This window comes from Thalassospiraceae bacterium LMO-SO8 (genome assembly GCA_031655335.1).
Lineage (GTDB): Bacteria > Pseudomonadota > Alphaproteobacteria > Rhodospirillales > Casp-alpha2 > UBA1479.
The window spans coordinates 198294-216406 of the sequence record CP134226.1 but is presented as its reverse complement, the minus strand read 5'-3'; the positions used below and the strand labels follow the sequence as shown (position 1 = coordinate 216406).

Annotated in this window: 15 protein-coding genes; 5 read left to right on the top strand and 10 right to left on the bottom strand. The window is 65.0% G+C overall.

From position 1 onward, the window contains the following. Positions 1–96 precede the first annotated feature (96 nt). From RJ527_01015 to RJ527_01000, 4 genes are all read left to right on the top strand, one after another. Positions 97–1137 carry a TRAP transporter small permease subunit gene (locus RJ527_01015; GenBank protein WND76336.1) on the top strand — a complete coding sequence of 347 codons (1041 nt, stop codon included), beginning with the start codon at positions 97–99 and terminating at the stop codon, positions 1135–1137. Between the two features lie 20 nt (positions 1138–1157). Beyond that, entirely contained in the window at positions 1158–3821 is a 2664-nt protein-coding gene (locus tag RJ527_01010; GenBank protein WND76335.1) for an SLC13 family permease, read from the top strand. A 25-nt stretch (positions 3822–3846) separates the two neighbouring features. Further along, positions 3847–4698 carry a DMT family transporter gene (locus RJ527_01005; GenBank protein WND76334.1) on the top strand — a complete coding sequence of 284 codons (852 nt, stop codon included), beginning with the start codon at positions 3847–3849 and terminating at the stop codon, positions 4696–4698. 192 nt (positions 4699–4890) lie between these two features. After that, positions 4891–5109 (top strand): hypothetical protein, encoded by a 219-nt coding sequence (locus RJ527_01000; GenBank protein WND76333.1) that lies wholly within the window; start codon positions 4891–4893, stop codon positions 5107–5109. An 8-nt stretch (positions 5110–5117) separates the two neighbouring features. Here the strand turns inward: RJ527_01000 and RJ527_00995 are convergent, their stop codons facing one another. The 8 genes from RJ527_00995 to RJ527_00960 all read right to left on the bottom strand — a co-directional run bounded on the left by RJ527_00995 (position 5118) and on the right by RJ527_00960 (position 15407). Beyond that, positions 5118–6056 (bottom strand): pirin family protein, encoded by a 939-nt coding sequence (locus tag RJ527_00995; protein WND76332.1) that lies wholly within the window; start codon positions 6054–6056, stop codon positions 5118–5120. A gap of 16 nt (positions 6057–6072) precedes the next feature. Beyond that, positions 6073–7785 carry an aldehyde ferredoxin oxidoreductase C-terminal domain-containing protein gene (locus RJ527_00990; GenBank protein ID WND76331.1) on the bottom strand — a complete coding sequence of 571 codons (1713 nt, stop codon included), beginning with the start codon at positions 7783–7785 and terminating at the stop codon, positions 6073–6075. 155 nt (positions 7786–7940) lie between these two features. Continuing rightward, positions 7941–9923 carry a tetratricopeptide repeat protein gene (locus tag RJ527_00985; protein ID WND76330.1) on the bottom strand — a complete coding sequence of 661 codons (1983 nt, stop codon included), beginning with the start codon at positions 9921–9923 and terminating at the stop codon, positions 7941–7943. A gap of 35 nt (positions 9924–9958) precedes the next feature. Then, positions 9959–12463, bottom strand: coding sequence for a tetratricopeptide repeat protein (locus tag RJ527_00980; protein WND76329.1), 2505 nt, complete (start codon positions 12461–12463; stop codon positions 9959–9961). Positions 12464–12551: 88 nt separating this feature from the next. Beyond that, positions 12552–13295, bottom strand: a complete 744-nt coding sequence (locus tag RJ527_00975; protein WND76328.1) for an SDR family oxidoreductase — start codon at positions 13293–13295, stop codon at positions 12552–12554. Positions 13296–13391: 96 nt separating this feature from the next. After that, complete coding sequence (locus RJ527_00970) at positions 13392–13940, bottom strand: hypothetical protein (protein ID WND76327.1); 549 nt, start codon at positions 13938–13940, stop codon at positions 13392–13394. A 149-nt stretch (positions 13941–14089) separates the two neighbouring features. Then, the gene (locus RJ527_00965; protein ID WND76326.1) at positions 14090–14410 is read right to left on the bottom strand and encodes a PilZ domain-containing protein; all 321 of its coding nucleotides are present in this window, start codon (positions 14408–14410) and stop codon (positions 14090–14092) included. Between the two features lie 106 nt (positions 14411–14516). Beyond that, the gene (locus tag RJ527_00960) at positions 14517–15407 is read right to left on the bottom strand and encodes a TauD/TfdA family dioxygenase (protein ID WND76325.1); all 891 of its coding nucleotides are present in this window, start codon (positions 15405–15407) and stop codon (positions 14517–14519) included. Between the two features lie 211 nt (positions 15408–15618). Between RJ527_00960 and RJ527_00955 the strand changes: the two genes are divergently transcribed. Then, on the top strand, positions 15619–16449 hold the full coding sequence (locus RJ527_00955) for a DUF1849 family protein (GenBank protein WND76324.1): 831 nt from the start codon (positions 15619–15621) through the stop codon (positions 16447–16449). A gap of 31 nt (positions 16450–16480) precedes the next feature. On the opposite strand, the gene RJ527_00950 is transcribed toward RJ527_00955, so the two are convergent. Together RJ527_00950 and RJ527_00945 are read right to left on the bottom strand one after the other, a co-directional pair. Continuing rightward, positions 16481–17266, bottom strand: a complete 786-nt coding sequence (locus RJ527_00950) for a DsbA family protein (GenBank protein ID WND76323.1) — start codon at positions 17264–17266, stop codon at positions 16481–16483. Between the two features lie 83 nt (positions 17267–17349). Next, positions 17350–18111: a hypothetical protein gene (locus RJ527_00945; protein ID WND76322.1), complete on the bottom strand. Its 762-nt coding sequence runs from the start codon at positions 18109–18111 to the stop codon at positions 17350–17352. Positions 18112–18113: the final 2 nt, after the last annotated feature.

The window sequence follows — 18113 nt, the reverse complement described above, 5'->3', positions numbered from 1 at the left end:
AACCGGGTATTAAGGTGGGACGGGGCATGGCCCCGTCCCATCCTTATCCGCCCGGGCTTGTTCTTGTGGGGAATTGGGACAAGGGATTGCCTGTTCATGGCCGCCGAACAAATGACAATTGACGCGACCGGCGGGAATGTTTCGCCCGAGGTGTCGCCACGCACGACCATCGCCGTCCGCTTTTTCGGCTGGGCGATGCTGTCCGCGCTGCTTGTTTTCTTGATTAATAACTATCTCACCTTCTGGCACGGCTGGCCGGGCGAAGGCGCTGCCCTGAGCCTTGGCCTGCACGGTGCCGCGACCACGTCATCGCCGCTGTCCTGGGTGCAGTTGCTGGCCTATGTGGCCGGCATCGCCGCCGCGGCGATCTATACGGTGAAAAGCTGTTCGCGCACCCTGCGCCAGGACAGCCAGCGAATTTCCGACTTCAACGCGTTGTTGATCCGCATGGCCTATTTCGCCGTGCTGTACATCGGCGTGGTCGACGCGATCCTGTCATTCATGCGGGTCGAGGGTCTGTTGCCCGCCGTGTTCGGTGATGCGCTTGCGCTCGAACTCGGCAAGTCGCAGTTCCGCGGCCCCTACGTGCATCTGCCGCTGACCGCTGCCGCCATGGTCACGGCGTTTTTCACGCGCACGCTGGGCTTTACCTGGCTGGCGTTGCTGATCGTCATCGCCGAACTGCTGATCGTCATCACCCGCTTCATCTTTTCCTACGAACAGGTGTTCATGGGCGACCTCGTGCGGTTCTGGTACGCGGCCCTGTTCCTGTTCGCCAGCGCCTATACGCTGATCGAGGAAGGCCATGTGCGGGTCGACGTGTTCTACGCCGCCTTCGATTCCCGGCGTAAAGGGATGGTCAACGCCTTCGGCTCGGTGGTCCTGGGGATCACGCTTTGCTGGGTCATTCTGATCGTCGGCATGGGCGGCAAGAACGCGGTGATCAATTCGCCGGTCCTGACCTGGGAAACGACCCAGACCGGTTTCTCCATGTATGTGAAGTACATGATGGCGGGCTTCTTGGCCGTATTCGCCATTTCCATGATGATTCAGTTCGTCAGCTACATGATGGACGCCGTCGCGGACATCCGGGATGAGCCCGGCGGCCGCGACCATACAAGCCACACGATCCAGTAAGCGACAGGGGCCGCTACTCAATGGAACTCGTCTTCCTCGTCATTCTCATGATCACCATGGCCTATGCGCTGGGCGTGGGCTTTCCGGTCGCCTTCGCGCTGCCGGGTTCGGCCATCATCACGATTACCCTGGCGGCCCTTTGCGGTTGGCTGTTCGCCGGAAACGTCGACGCCTATTTCGCCCAGGGCGGGGCGTGGCAATGGCTCAGCGCCGGCGTCACCAACTTCCGCGGCGTCTATTGGGAGGCCGAACGAGACACCCTGATCGCCATCCCGCTGTTCATCTTCATGGGCATCATGCTGCAACGCTCGAAACTGGCCGAAGACCTGCTGGTGACCATGGCGCAGCTGTTCGGCCCGGTGCCGGGCGGGCTGGGGATTTCGGTGATTTTCGTCGGCGCCCTTCTAGCCGCGACGACAGGTATCGTCGGCGCCACCGTCGTCGCCATGGGATTGATCTCGTTGCCGGCGATGATGCGCAACAAATACGCCAATTCCCTGTCGACCGGCACCATCGCCGCGTCCGGCACCTTGGGCCAGATCATCCCACCGTCCATCGTGCTGATCATCCTGGCGGACCAGTTGGCCAGCGCCGTCGATCAGGCATCGACCACGCGCAAGGAACTGTTCAAGGAATCGACGGGCAATCTGCTGATGCCGTCGGGCTTCGACGTGACATCGACCAGCGCCGGCGAAATGTTCCTCGGTGCCTTCGTGCCGGGTCTGGTTCTGGTCGGCCTGTACATGGCCTATGTCCTGATTCTGGCCTTTTTCAAGCCTAAAATGGCGCCCGCCGTGCATCGCGAGGGGGCCCTCGACCGCGCGTTCATGGTCAAGGTGTTCGTCACCCTGGTGCCGCCGCTGACCCTGATCTTCCTGGTCCTGGGCTCCATCATCACCGGCGTCGCGACGGTCAACCAGGCCGGCGCCATCGGTGCGGCGGGGGCGCTGATCATGGGCGGATACCGCCTGCGTGACGGCCACCGGAACGCCTATTACCCGGCGATCATCGCCCTGGTGTCCCTGGTCGCGCTCGCGGTCGTCAGCACGTATTTCAAGATCAACATCAAGTCGATCAACAGCGATTTCGACAGAGTCGGTCTGGTGCTCGGCCTGATCTTCACGGCGACGCTTATCTTTTCCATCGGCTGGAGCGGCTGGCGGGCATTGAAGATCGAGGACACGCTGCAAGGCGTGATGGTTGAAACCGCCAAGACCACGGCCCTGGTGTTCATCATCCTGATCGGCGCCGCCATGCTGACCGCCGCGTTCCGTGCGTTCGGCGGCGAGGAACTGGTGCGCGAATTTCTGACCGGCATGCCCGGCGGATTCTGGGCTCAGTTCACCATCGTCATGCTGGTCATCTTCATCATGGGGTTCTTCCTGGACTTCATCGAAATCGCCGTCGTGGTGGTGCCCATCGTGGCGCCGATCCTGCTCATGGATCCCTCAGCCAACATCACCGCCGTTTGGCTGGGCGTGATGATCGGTCTGAACATTCAGACCTCGTTCCTGACGCCGCCCTTCGGCTTCGCCCTGTTCTATCTGCGCGGCGTCGCCCCGCCCAGCGTATCGACCGTCCAGATGTATAAGGGCGTGGTACCGTTCATCTGTCTGCAATTGGTCGCGCTTGTCATCGTCGGCCTGACGCCGCAGTTGGTGAACTATCTGCCGCAGCGCGTGAGCCTGACGTCGGAAACGGCGCCGCCGCCGCGCAACCCGGCGCTGTCATCCTGCGTGCAGGACCATCTGTTCAAGGTCTATGACGCCAAGGGCGACGTCCTGCGCGCCGCCATCGCCAAGGCCAGGACGCTGGATCTGTCGCCGCTTCCCGGCGAACTTCGCGGCGACCTGAAGAGTAGCTTCGACAAGGCGGAGAAGACGTTCGATCTGGTCGCCAAAATCCGCGCGACGCAAAAGATCATCGACGAGGCCACGCCGGGGTACCTGCCGCTGCATGTGGAGGTGCGCGAAACCCAGCGTCAGGCACGCCGCCTGAAGGAAGAGATCAAGTATCTCCAGACGACCATCCGCCAACTTCCCCGGAACGAGCGGGGTGAGGCGCGGAAGCAAAAACTGGAAGCAAAGATCGAGGAACTGCGGGCCGAGATCAAAGTCTACGAAGCAAAGGTTCCCGACAACTGGCGGGCGGATCACGCGGCTTTCGCCAAACTGCAGAAGGCGGAGACGCTTGCCATCCGGTTGTATGAACGCAACGTCGACGGCGCCTATGAGCCGCTCCAGGAGGTCACCAAGGTGATCGCCGGGGCGGCTGCCCTGGCGGCGCTCGGCAAGGACCTGGCGGGCCTGCCTGCCGCCGTCACCGGCGCGGCCGATCCCGAGAAGGCGATGGACGCGGTCAATGAGGTCGAGAAGGTCATGCGCGAGGTGCCGGGTACCCGTGAAATCCAGAAACCGTTGGCGGACGCCCGCCGCGCCATGCGCGGCGACAAGCCCGACGTGGAAAAATCGTTGAAGGCCCTGGCTGATGCCCAGGCGGCGTACGACAACGACATTGCCTGGCGCAAGAAGGCGGCGGCGGAGCTCAGCGCGGGGCTTGCCGAATACGAACAGGCGATCCGCATGAACATCGGTCTGCGTCAGCAGCCGAAGCTGTCCAAGGAACAGGCCCTCGACGTCGCTGCCTGCATGGCCAATCCGCGCGATCTGACGCTGCACTTCTAGACCCGGACGCAGGAGGCTGCCCACCATGCCGCCGGTCCTGAGGGCAGCACTTTGGATGCTGGGGACGCTCACGTCCCTGGCGCTCATGGCCATCGCCGGACGCGAATTGTCGGCGGAATTGTCGACTCTACAGATTCTGTTTTTCCGCAGCGCCATCGGCCTGATGATCATTCTGGCCGTGATCTGGCGGGTGGGACGGCATCATCTGGCGACCCATCAGCCGGGCCTGCAAATCCTGCGCAACGTCGCCCATTACATCGGGCAATTCGGCTGGTTCTACGGCATTTCCGTGCTGCCGCTGGCCCAGGTCTTCGCGCTGGAATTCACCATGCCGGTGTGGGCGACGCTGCTGGCCCCGCTGCTGCTGAAGGAACGGATCACACCCAGGCGGGCCCTGGTTGTGGCCATTGGCTTCGCCGGCATCCTGATCGTCGTGCGGCCCGGTTTGGTGACGATCAGCCCGGCAGCCCTGGCCGTGCTGATGGCGGCCGTCGGATATGCCTTCGCCTATACCCTAACCAAGAAGCTGACGCGCACGGATACGGCGCTCGCCATCGTATTCTACATGTGTCTGGTGCAGTTGCCGCTTGGTCTGATCCCGTCGTTGTTCGATTGGGTCAACCCGTCGGCCGCCATGTGGCCCTGGATCTTGGCGGTCAGCATCACCGGGCTCAGCGCCCATTACTGCCTTGCCCGCGCCTTTGCCGAGGCAGACGCCATCGTCGTCGTGCCCATGGAATTCCTGCGCCTGCCGCTGATCGCGGTTGCCGGGCTGCTGTTCTATAGAGAGCCCCTGGACCCCTGGGTCCTCGGCGGGGCCGCCGTGATCTTCGCGGGAAATTTCCTGAACATTCTGGGCGAACGCAAACGCACCTAAGGCGCCGCGGTCAAGCAGCGCGGCACCGTGCGGCGCCGGGCCGAAGATTGTTGCATATTATTATTATTCCAGTGATTGTGGTCACAGCCCTGGGCGCCGCGTTCGCCCAATGTCGGGAGGTGTCGCTGGCCTATGCCGTGTATCGTGTATACGGCGGCGCTTGGGGATAGACAATAGATCGAAGGTAATGTGATGAATCGCCGTGTCGTCATTCAAGGCCCTCAATCGCCCGAAGATATCAAGGCACGCCAACGTCTTAGGGATGCAAGCCGCGGTCTGGCGGAAGCCATCGCCGAGCAGCAGGCGGAGATGCGAAACCTTCAGGGAAACCTGAATTCCCTGGATGAGGCGCTCGACCGTGTCTCCAGCTCGATGATACGCGCGGCGTCAATGGGATGCGGTGACGACTGACGGGCGTTCTATTCGGGCAGGGGAATGAACTCGGTCTCGCCGGGTACTTTCGCGAACCGGCCGTTCTTCCAATCGTCCTTGGCCTGCTCGATGCGGGCGGATGAATGGGACACGAAATTCCAGAACATGAAACGGGGCTGGTTCAGCCGCGCATCGGGTGCGGTGTCCAGCGGTGCGCCGCCCAGGACCATGACCTTGGCCGCCGTTTGGCCGGTGATGACCACATCCGGGCCTTCGCGGAAAACCACCGTCTGCCCGGCTTGGAAGGTCTGACCGTCAATCGTCACCCGGCCCTCGGCGACATGCGCCGCGCGCTCCGCATGGTCGGGCGGCAGGGTGAACACGGCCCCGGCGGCCAGGCGTAGATCGGCATAGAAGATCGGCGAGAAGAATTCCACGGGCGAGGTCCGCCCGGACATGGTGCCGGCGATCAGCGCGACATCCGCCCCGCCGTCCCGCCAGCGGGGCAGGGCGTCGGCCGGATAGTGAACGAAGGAAGGCTCCGTCTCTTCGAACGCGATGGGCAGCGCCACCCAGGCCTGTAGGCCGAACAGCGGGCCGCCCGCGGCACGAACGTCGCCTGGGGTGCGTTCGGAATGGACGATGCCGCGGCCGGCGGTCATCCAGTTGATCTCGCCGGGGCGGATCGCTTGGTCGAAACCCAGGCTGTCCTTGTGGCCGATCACGCCATCGTACAGATAGGTGATGGTGGCGAGGCCGATGTGCGGATGCGGGCGCACGTCGATGCCCTGTCCCGGCTTGAACACCGCCGGACCCATCTGGTCCAGGAACACGAAGGGTCCGACGCTGCGACGCAGGGAAGACGGCAGGGACCGACGCACGATCAGGCCGCCGATGTCATGTTCCTTGGGCGTGATGACCAGGGCGATCACGCCGTCGTCGGGCGCGTCCTTGCACTGCGGGTCGTCGGCGGGCTGCCAGCTCATGGCCGATCCCCCGCCGTTATTCCGAAAGCCAGCGGTCGCGAATGCGGTTCACTTCCGCGAAATGATGGCGGGCCATCTTCATGGTCGGGGCCAGGGGCTCCTGATAGAAGAAATCGGGCAGTTCGTCGTCCGCGCCGGTGAAGCCGGCGGCCTTGTTGAAGGTTTCCTCAAGGACCAGGGTTTCCTTGCCCAGCCGGTCGAAGAATTCCGGTTCGAACGTCGTGCCGACGGCGTCGTTGATGGCGGTGACGATCAGGTCCGGGTTCATGTTGGTGACGGAGCGCCCGAACACGCATAGGCCGAGGGAATCCACGGCGGCGCATTTGGCCTGGATCTTCAGGCTTTCCAGGGTCAGTTCCTCGGTCGACTTGCCGGCGCATTCGAAGGTCGGCAGGTTGCCGGTGGTATGGTCCGCGCCCTGGGCCGTCAGCATCATGGAGATGCCCGTGACTTCGATGACCCGGGGATCGTAGGCGCTGATCGACTGCTTCTTGATCACCGGCGCGCGCTTGATGCCGAAATGCTCGGCCACGCGGGCCGTGCCCTGGGCCAGCAGGCGGCCGCGCTCGTTGCCGTCGCGCATGTCGGCGAGGGCTTCCATCATGAACGCTTCGTCACCCCACTCGGCCTGGCCGGCCTCCATCAAGGCGCCCAGCAGGGCCCCCGTCTCGATGGTGTCGATGGCCAGATCGTTGGCGACCGCGTTGAGGCGGGCCACCTGGTCCGGATGCGTCAGCCCGCAATTGGTGCCGAGCAGGCCGATGGTCTCGTATTCCAGCGGCGCCACCAGTTCGTTGCCGTCTTCGTCGGCATAGACGTTGGAGCACTTGATCATGCAGCCGGGCATGCAGGCATGGGTGGTTTCCCCGCCGCGTTCCAGGTTCTGTTCGCGGATGTAGTCGCCGCCCATCTTCAGGCGTTCCTTGGCCGTGTCGACCAACTGTCCGGACGAGAAGTTGCGCACCGGCAGGCCGCCCAGATGGTTGATGACGTCGGCGACCAGGGCCGTGCCGCGGGCGCCCAGGTTTTGGGTTGCCGGGTCGTCCTTGATCATGCCGCCGTAGGTCTTGATCGACTGCATCAGCTTCTTGCGTTCGTGGAAGTCGGGCATCTTGTGCTTGTCACAGACGATGGCCTTGACTTTTTTCGAGCCCATGACGGCACCCACGCCGCCGCGCGCGGAAATGCGCGTCGGCCGGCCTTCGGGGTCCGTGAACACGATGCCGGAAATCAGACCGCCGTATTCGCCGACCGGACTACAGATGCCCAAGCTGACCTTGTCGCCGTATTTTTCGAACAGCATGTCGGCGGTTTCGAACACGCCTTTGCCCAGATAAGGGGTGGCGTCCTCGAAGGTGATGTCGCCTTCCAGGGGAATGCGGATCACGACCCAGTCGTCGGACTGGTTTTCCAGGGTGATCCCGGCGATGCCGATCTGGCCCATGGCGAAGGCCATGGTGCCGCCGCCGTTGGATTCCTTGATCCCGCCGGTCAGCGGGCTTTTGCAGCCCACGCTGATCCGGTTGGCGTTGGAGAAGTTGGTCCCGGCGAACGGGCCGGCGGAAAAGATCAGGGGGTTTTCCGGTCCCATAGGGTCGATGTTGGCCAGGCCGCGGTCGACCAGGGTCTTGGCGATCAGATAGCGCCCGGCGCGGGCGAGGGCTTCGCCGGACAACTCCTCGCTTTTGATGTCGCGGGTGGCAAGGTCGATGGTCAGGTACTTTCGCATTGTTCGTCTGATCCCCAAGTCATGGTTTGGTCGTCGGCTCGCGATCCATCCGATGCCGGCGCCGGTGCCGATGGGAAAGAGGCCGATGAAGCGATGGGCTTATCTTAAAATGGGGGCGGTCCCGGGGGAATACCAGGATTTCACGCCCCCGGGGCTCAGGTCCCGGCGTCGGCGTAGCCGAATCCCTTGATGAACGGACGCAGGCGCTGCTGGTAGGGCGCCATGTGGATTTCGAAGGTGCGCCAACGGTCGACGGGCATCGCAACCCCGTTCGCGGCGTCAAGCGGCGTCAGGATTCCGTCATTCCAGGAAACACCCAGGAATTCCAAAAGTTTCCGCGCGGTCTGTTGATGCCCGGCAACCAGGTCTTCATGACGGACTTCATGGACATTCAGGGCCAGGGTCTCGCACTGCGTCTGCCACAGGGACATGACCTGTTCGTAGAAGCCGACGGTGTCGTCCAAGCGTGTGAAATGGGCGGCGCCTTCGCTTAAGGCAAAGGGATGGGTGAAGCAGTCGAGACAAACATCGCAGGGATGGCGCTGGGCCAGGATGAATCCGGCATCCGGAAACAGGCGGTGGATCAGGCCCGCGTCGAGGATATTGAGCGGCAGCTTGTCGACCAACAGGGTGTCCGGGCCGCGCGTGACCAACCGGTCCACGGCCTGGTAGTAGAGGGCCCGCAACGGCGCAAGCTCGGCCTCCGGAATGTCGAACAGGTTGGCGGGGAAATCGTCCCCGCGCGCCAGAAGGTGGTCGCGCACCACGGACAGGGTCGCCTTCTCCTCCAGCACCTGAATGTCGGGGTGGGCCGCCAATACCTGATTCAGCAGCGCCGTGCCCGAGCGGGGAAAACCGACCAGAAACACGGGGGCCCGGTCGCTTCCGGCGGTGGGGGCAAGCGTCGCCGCGGACGGGGCGGCGGGACTTTCGTAAGCCCGTTTGAGGCGTTCCAGATATTCGTCCGACCGGGTGCGGAACATGGCCAGGGCCTTTCCGTCGCCAGTCAGGAAGGCGTTGCCCTTCTCGAAATTTTCAATCGCGTCGCCCGGGCGGTCGAGCCGCTCGTAAAGCGCGCCCATTTCGAAATGGATATCGGCTGCCGCCGACGAGGTCTTCCGCGCCGCGGGATCAAGGCCGTTGAGCCGGGCCAGAGCCTTGTCGGGGGCGCCCGCCCGCCGTTCCAGGCGCGCGGCCACCAGATTTAGCGCGGGATCGCCCGGATGCTTGTCCAGTGCCGGGGTGATCGCCGCCCAGGCGTCGTCCGACCGGTTCATGCCTTCCAGCAGGCGCCCCAGATCGGCCCAGGTGACCGGGGCATCCGGGGCGGCTTCGGTGGCCTTGCGGTAATGATCGATGGCACCCTCGGCATCGCCCATAGCGTACATCGCCGCCGCCTTCAGGCGCAGCGTATCAGGATCGCCGGGCTGTTTTTCCAGCAGCCGGCCGTAGTAGTCGACCGCGGTCTGAAAATCTCCCATCTCCGCCATGAGGTCGGCATAGAATCCCAGCACCTCTGGGTTGTCCTGGGTCAGCGTCAGGGCGCTCTCAAGGATTTTACGGGTTTGTGCGTAGCGTTTGCTGAAGTAGTGGGCCCGGGCCAGAAGGACGCGGGCCTCGAGGTCGTTGGGCGCGCGGTCGACGACGCGCTGCATAACCTCAGCCGCTTGTGACAATTGGGACAGGTTGTAGTGACATTGCCCCAGATTGAACAGCGCGTTCAGGTTATCCGGGTCCAGGTCGACGGCCCGCTTGAAATGTTCCGCCGCGAGGGGAATCTGGCGGTCGTCGCGGTAGGCGTTGCCCAGGTTGTAATGGATGTTCGCGGCGTTCGGGGCGATGTTCAAGGCCTTGCGGAAATGCCGGATCGCGGCATTGACCCGGCCCGACTGGCGCAGCGCGCAGCCGAGCAGGTCATGGGCCTCGGCCGAGTCGGGAACCAGATCGGTCAGTTTTTTCAGATTGTCCGCCGCCGCATCCGCCTTGTCCTGACGAAGCTGCGCCAGGGACAGGAGATGCAGAATATTGGGATTGTTCGGCACGGCCAGCGCCAGCGCCGTCAATCCCGCCTCGGCGCGGGGAAAATCACCCGATTGGTACATCTGGGCGGCGGCCTGGAATTGCTGTTCTGCGTCCATGTTCCGGTCTGTAAACGGTGGGTCGGTCGCGGGGGTTACGACGAGAAGGGCAGGTCGGCCAGGGTCAGCCGATTGCCCAGCCGCCAGCCGCCGGGCTTGTCTACGTCCGACGCAAGGTCCGGGTCAATGCGTAATGCCGCCGCACGGTCGCGTCCGGCGGCCTCGGCGTCGGTGCGCGCCGCATGCACGTTGGCGCGGCCCAGGTGGGCCGCGGCGAAGCTGCCATCGATATCAAGGGCACGGGTGAAATGCTGGGCCGCATCGCTATAGAGGCGCAGGGTTTTCTCCGCTTCCGCCCGCCCGGCCCAGGCCGCGGCGTCGCCCGGATTGATCTCCGTCGCCTTTGTGAAATCGGCCAGCGCATCGTCGATGCGGTTCAGCGCCAGCCGGGAGAATCCCCGAATGCGCAGCAACAGGGAGGTCGGTTTTGCTTCGGCGATCAGGGTGGAGGCGGCAATCGCCGCTTGTTCGGGCTTGCCCTGACGAAGCATGACTTCCGCCTGTAGGGTCCGCAGCCAGGGATCGTTGGCTGCGGCGGCCAGCCCGCGCGCAATGTCCGCCTCGGCCCCTGCAAGGTCGTTCGTGCGGAGCCGCAGAAACGCCAGAACACCATGCGGTTCGGCCTCGCCGGGGCCCAGGGGAACCAGCCGTTCATAGGCGGCCGAGGCCTCGCCCCAGCGCCCGCCGAACAACAACGCGCGGGCTTTTTCCCGCAGCGCGCGGGCCTGATAGGGTTGCATGCGCTGGGCCAGGTCCAGGTCGGCGACGGCGGCCTCCGTCTGGTTGAGGCGCCGGTAGGCGCGGCCGCGCAGGATCAGGGCAGCGACGTCCGTGTCGCCGCCGCGCGTGCCTTCGGATATGGCGGCTGTGGCGTCGTCGACGGCGGCGTCCGCATGCCCGGCCGCCAGTTGCGCCTCGCCACGGGCCAAAAGGGCTTCGGGGTCACCGGGGTGGGCGGCCAGAACCTGGTTCAGATCGGCGATGGCGCCGGCATAATCGCCCAAGGCCTGGGCGGCGGCGGCCCGGCGGCGGCGCAGGTCCAGGGCGTCGGGGCGGTCCTCGAGAATGCGGGTCAGGTCGCGGTGGGCGCTGGCCGGGCGGGCGGCCGCGGCGTGCAGGGCGGCGCGCAGGTCGAGCGCCGCCAGATTGGCCGGGTCTTCCAATAACAGACGATCGAGGTCGGTCAGGGCGCGGTCCGCATCGCCGAGATCGCGGTAGGCGGACCCCCGGATCAGGCGCGCGACGCCGTTGTCCGGCGCCAGGGCCAGGGCGGCGGTCATGCTCTGCACCGCATGGTGCGGATCGCCCCGCCGGTAATAGGCCTGGCCGCGCATGACCAGGGCCGCCGTGTGGGTCGGTTCCCGGCGCAGGACCGCGTTCATGTCGGCGATCACACCGGCGAAGGTTTCAAGCTGGAACAATTGCTCCGCGCGCATGAACCGGGCGTCCGCATTGCCGGGATCGGCGGCGATGGCGGCGTCGAGGTCTTCCAGCGCCAATCCGGTCTCGTCCTGGCGCAGGTGGATGCGGGCGCGCAGCATGTGGTGGCGGCTGTCCTTCGGGGCGAGAGCGATCGCCTGATCGACGTCGTCGAGGGCCAGTTGCAGTTGTTCCATCTTGAGGAAGGCTTCCGCGCGGGCGGTCCAGGTCGCCGGTGTCATGGGATCGGCTTCGAGCGACGCCGAAAGATCGGCGCGCGCGGCCGCAAGATTGCCGTCGGCGAGATGCGCCTGTCCGCGCAGACGCAGGAGTTCCGCATCCGTGGGCGCCATTTCCAGGGCCTCGCCGAAATCGGCGACGGCCAGCTCAAATTCCTCGGTCGCCATATGGACGAGGCCGCGTTCGCGGTAGCTTTCCAGGGGGCGGCGCAATTGGCGGATCGACAGGTCCAGATCGGCGATGGCCAGACGATACAGACCCATGCGGCGCAACAACGCGCCGCGCACCTGCAAGGCCTCGCCGTTTTCCGGGGCCAGGGTGACGGCGGCGTTAAGATCGGCCCGGGCAAGCTGGTGGTGGCCCTGGGCCAGATGGGCGGCGCCACGCTGGATCAAGGCCCCGACATGGCGGGGGACGGCATCAAGCGCCCGGGACGCACTTTCCGCCGCGTCGCCATGGCGGCCGAGGGCGATCAGGATGCGCGCGCGGAGCGCTAAAGCGTCGGCATTACGGGGATCGAGCCTCAGGCCGGCGTCGGCGTCGGCAAGCGCCACCGCGTCGCGCCCGGCGGCATGGTTGATGCGGGCGCGCAGGAAGTGCACGCGTTTGCGGCGGGGGGTCAGGCGCACGGCGCTGTTCAGGTCGCTCAGCGCCTTGTCGAGGAAACCCTCGTCGATCAGCGCGTCGGCCCGGTTGATGTACAGGTCGGCGAGTTTCTCGGGATCGGTCTCATCCTGGGTGATGGCTTGCGTGCAGGCGAACACGCGCATGGCGGCGGGCAGCGCGCCGTCGGCGCAGTCGGGTGTTTGCGCGTGCGCGGGCTGGGCCGCCACCGCGGCCCAGGCCATCACGAACAGGGAAGCCCCCCGGATCAGCCGCATCGCTGCCTCGTTTCCGCCAAGTACCGAAAATTCTTAGCAAAAAACCAAAGGTAAAGCCATCCGGCCGGGTCCGGGAGCGTCCGTTCGCTCAGGTTTCCGTCCCACCGTTGATCTGGATCAGCTGACCGTTCATGAACCCGCCCTGGTCGGACACCAGATAGGCGATCATGCCGGCGATCTCCTCGGGCGTGCCCAGGCGGCCCACCGGCACCCGCGCCTTCATGGAGGCGATATGCTCGGCCATGGCGGGATCCGAATGGTCGCCGGCGATGGGGCCGGACGAAATGATGTTGGTGGTGATGCCCTTGGGCCCGAACTCCTTGCCCAGGGCCTTGGTCAGCCCCCAGGATCCGTGCTTGGACACGCTGACATGGGCGCGGCCGTTGTAGCCGTGGATGGCATTCATGCCGGCGAAGTTGACGATGCGGCCCCAGCCCCGGTCGACCATGCCGGGCAGGCAGGCGCGGGCCAGACGGAAGGCGGCGTTCATGTTGACGTCCAGCACCCGTTCCCAGGTCTCGTCGGTGATGTCGAGAAAGCTGTGGCTGGGCCGGATCGCGGCATTGTTGATCAGCACGTCGATGCCGCCGAAATGGCCGATGGCCTCGGCCGCCATGGCGTCGCAGGCGGTCTTGTCGCCGACGTCGGCCATGATCACCAGGGCGTCGGCGCCCAAGGCCCGCGCGGCGTCGGCGGTGGCGTCGCAGGACGCCCGGTCGCTGGATCCGTTGATGACGACGTTAAAACCGTCCCGCGCCAGCGCCAAGACACAGGCCCGGCCAATATTCTTCCCCGACCCCGTAACCAGGGCCGCGCGCTTTCGTTCAGTCATGAGTGGTGTTCCTCCCGGATGTCGATCCGGTGACCCTACGCAAGGTGACGGAGGCTGGCAAGCGGGCGCGGCGGGACGGCCGATAACACAGTGCGACTAGCCGCTGTAATCCGGTGATGGTGTGAATAGATTTTTCAGAGTTTCGGTGACGTCCCGCCGGCCGACGAAGGCGAACATCTGGGTAATGGCGTGACCGTCTTCGGACAGCGGCATGCGCAACGACCGCAGGGGTTCTTCCACCCCTTCGTAGGTGTTGAGAAAGACCAGGGGACGGCGGACTTCGAACACGGCCATGTATTGCCGCGTCAGCAGGGTCGCGGACCAGGCGTCGGCCATGTCCGTCAATTTCTTCCCGGTGTAATCGCGTCGATGATAGTGGGTATGCCCCGACCCCCAGTAGCGGTAGGTGAATTCCGCCGGAACGCCCGCGACATCGAGTACCAGCGCATAGGGCAACACCCGCGCCGGCAGTTCATGCAGATGAAAGTTCGCCCAACTGGGCGCGAAGGCATCGCCCTTCACGTCGGACCAGTACGCCATGCAGGCCTGGATATGCGGATCGTCGACCGTTTCCGGCTCAATCGCAACCGTACTCACGACAGGTCGCATCTGGCCGTCCAGCACGATGGGAGGCAGGGTTTTCATGTCACCGTGGTCTCGATCTTCCGACGAATTGGGGAGAATGTCGGTTTATTAGACAAGACTACAGCGACCCAAGCCGTGGGGGTAACCCTGACTTTGGTCTATATTTTGGTGAATCCTAATGTATGTAGTGCGCGAATGAAGCGGCGGGCTCAGGCGTGGCGGTCGAGCCGGCCAATCGCCTCGGCGACGGCATCCAGGTCCGTGCCGTCGGTGTCGAACTGCACCGCGAAACCGCCATCGTAGGTCCGCGCGACACGGCCGGAAAGATGCCCCAGGCCCTCGACATGCATGTCGACGAACGTGCCGTTGTCGACCGTCACCCCGGCCTCGCCCAAGGCGATCGCGGCTCCCGTGGCGGAGACGTTTTCCACGGATCCGTGGAAGGCGCGGTTACCGTACCGGCCGTGGGCGGGCTGATGATAAGGATGGCGGGTCGGGCGGGTGACGTGATTGTTGGCCGCGACGTGCATGCAAATTTTCCCCGGCGGCGGCCCGAACGGCGGACCTGTCCAATACGCGCGGACAGGATCGCGCAGCTATATTAAGAAACCGTAATCAAGTGCCGGGCGGCGCCGGTCACCCTGCCTGGCGGGGGGCTTCCTGGGGCACGGTCGGAACCTCGTCGGAAATGGTGGTCCGGCGCAGGTCGCGGATATCCGCCGGATCGTGCCATCGGCCCCGGTGCATGGTGCAGCGGTTGTCCCACATGACCACGTCGCCCGGCCGCCAGACATGGCTGTAGACATATTTGGGCTGCGTCGCGTGTTCCATCAGGTCCATCAGGATGATGCGGCCCTCGGGCACGGGCAGGCCCTCGATGCTGCCCGCGTGGGACGCCAGATAAAGGCTCTTGCGGCCCGATCCCGGATGGGTGCGCACCAGCACCTGGCGGACCGGCGGCAGGCCCTTGCGTTCGCCCTCGTCGAAATCGGTGAAGCCCAGCCGTTCCCGCGAATTCATGATGGAATGAATGCAGATGTAATGTTCGATGCGGGCCTTGGTGGCCGTGTCCAGGTCGTCGTAGGCCGCGCGCATGTCGGCGAATTCGGTGTTGCCGCCGCCGTTCTTGGGCAGGACATGGGCCGCCAGGATCGAATAGCGGGCGGGAATGGGTTTGAACGACGAATCCGTGTGCCACAAACGGTTGGCGTACATGTTGAGCAGGCGGAAATCGTCCTTCGGCAGGGGGGTGCCGTTTTCATCCAGGTTGGAAATGTCGCTCATCTTCGGATCCAGGCGCGGGACGTATCCCTTGCGGTGCAGCTTGCGGCTGGTTTCCAGGGGACCGAAGTTTTCCGAAAACCGCCGCTGCTGCGCGTCGTCCAGGGCCTGGCCGCGAAACGCCAGAACACCGTAGGTGTCCATCGCGGCGCGGATGTCGGATACCTGGGCCGCGGTCAATTCGGCGGCAAGGTCGATGTCCGTGACCTCGGCGCCGAGAACGGGATGAAGGGGTGTGATCTTCACGGTCGAATGTCCTCCCAGGTCGTGCAGGGCGCCGGAGCCCTCCCGGCCCATTTTGGGCCTGTTTATTGTATACAATCTACCCTTTTCAGGGATAGCGATCCAGCGTTCCGTGCGGGCCGGCATCTTTACGGCCCGGCGCTTGAGGCTCTAAGGTCGTCGGAAAGACGGGGATATACGTCCCCTCTGCGCAAACCATCGGGTGGAGACGATCATGACAGTCAGAGTGGCCCCGGCGCTTGCCGCGGCCGGAATAATCGCCTTGGCAATGCTGTCGAGCCCCGTCGCGGCGGGCAATCTGGTGCCGCACAGGGCGGTCTATCATCTTCTGCCCGGCCCCATTTCGGGACAGGTGCCCTATGACGGAGTCGAAGGCCTGGTCACCCGATCGGTCGAGCGGACCTGCGACGGCTGGATCGTCGCCGAACACATGGTCATGCATATCCTGACCCGAGTGGGCGGGGTGATCGACCGGGAAATCCGCTTCACCAGTTGGGAATCGATGGACGGCACGCGCTATCGTTTCGCCGCGACCATCAAAAGCAAGGCAGGCGACGAGGATACCAGGCTGAAGGGCCGTTTGGAGGTCGCCCGCGAAGGGGCCGGCGGCGAAGCGGTCTATGCGGAGCCGGACGGCAAAAGGGTGAAAATCCCCGACGACACCTACCTGCCGGTCGGACAGGTCCGAAAGCTTCTGGCCGCCGCCCAGGCGGGCGAGAAACAGGTGCGGTTTCATGTCTTTGACGGGACCGAGGATATCGGCCCCCAGCTGATGTCCAGCGTGATCACGGGCCGCTTCAAGACGGGTGAGGGCAAGGGCCTCCAGACGGCCTGGGGGCCCTTGGGCACCGGGCCGGGTTGGCGCGTGTCCTCAGCCTATTTCGAAACCACGGGCACACAGCCGCAATCGACGCCCAGTTTCCAGTTCACCATGGAATTGCTGGACAACGGCGTGCCGCGCCGCATGGAGATGGACCTGGGCGGGTTTGTCGTCATTCAGGCGCTTAAGGAAATCCATCCGCTGCCGGAACCCAGCTGCGGTTAGCGGCTAGCTGCTGGCGGCAAGCCACGGGGGGTTAGCCCTTGCGCGCCTTGGCGATCAGTTGGCGCAGGGTATCGATGTCGACCGCGCCGGGCACCAGTTCGTCGCCGACGATGAAGGCCGGCGTGCCGCGGATGCCGAGGGTTTCGGCGATCTGATGATTTCGGTTGATCTCGGCGGTGACGGAATCGGACGCCATCTCTTTCTTGAGCTTGTCCGTGTCGTACCCGGCTGTTTTGGCGATCTTCAGGATGCGGTCTTCGGGCAGACCGCCCGAGGTCGCCATCAGGGCGGCATGAAAATCCAGGTACTTGGCCGGGTTCAGCTTCCAGGCGGCCAGCGCCGCGCGCGACGCGGTCACCGATTCCGGGCCCAGGATGGGGAATTCCTTGAACACCCAGCGCAGGTTCTTGTCCGAGTCCAGGAGTTCGCGCAGCACCGGAAACACCCGCTTGCAGTAGCCGCAGTGGTAATCGAAGAATTCGACCACCGTCACGTCGCCCTTGGGATTCCCGGCGACGGGGGCGTTGGGGTCGTTGGTCAGGCTGTCCTTATGGGCCGACAGCGCCATTTTCGCCTGGTCCGCCTGGGCCTGCTGTTCCCGTTCGCGGTACAGGCGGATGGCATCGACGATGACCTCGGGATTGGCGAGGAGATACTCGCGGACGACGGTCTCGATGGCGCCGCGCTGTTGCGGGTCCATGGCGGGCGTCTTGTCCTGGGCCTGTGCGGCCGGGGCGACGAGAACCGCGCCCAGGGCAAGGGCGGCGGCGATGAGCGAGACGCCCGGCAAGGCGGCAAACCGAAAGATCATGGTCATTCCTTATCCAAATGGTGGGCGCATATTGGTCCAGACCGCGGCAAGGGGCAAGCGGGCGCGGACGCCGCCGTGTCACGATCCCGTCAGCGCAGCAGACGAATGTCGGAAATCAGAGCCGCCGGAACGGATGCGCCGGGCCGGGCCGGCGGCGCGGCGGCGGCGCGCGCCGCGACGAACACGATCCGGGTATGGCTGGTCGACAGGCCCGGCCAGGCCGTGTCGTGCAGAGAGATCAGGTCGATGCCTTCCTGCCAGCGTTTGCCCAGCGCTTCCTCGCCGCCGCGCACGGTATAGCGCGCGGGGGCTCCGTCCTTGGGCATGTCCATGGTGCCGCGGCGCAGCGCCTTGTCGTTCCACACCAGTTCCAGCACCCGCACGCCGTCCGGCAGGCGGCGCAGGGTCACGTCCTTGGGGTCGAGCGGGCGCGACGTGTCGGCGAAACCGACGATCACGCGGATTGGATGGTAGGGCGGGGCATGGGGCGACATCTTCCAGTTCCAGGTCAGGAAGGGGGCGGCCAAAAGGTGTTGGTCGATGCGCCGGCCCAGGATCAGGTCGTCCGGTCCCGCCGACAAGTGGACGACCGGCAGGCCTTCATCCATCGCCATGCGCGCGCGGCCGCCCAAGGGGTCGCCGACGATCAGCCAGCGGTCGCCCGGGTCCAGACCCGCGAACAGGGGGGAGGGACCCAGGGTCGCCATGATGTTCTGGATGTCGCTGGCCGGCTGTCCGGGGGCGGGCCGTTCGCCGCCATGGGGGCCGGTCACGCAGCCGGTCAACAGCGCACTCAGAACCGCCGCCGCGACAACCATCCGCACGGCCGCGTGGCGCCGCCGCGGTGCCACGC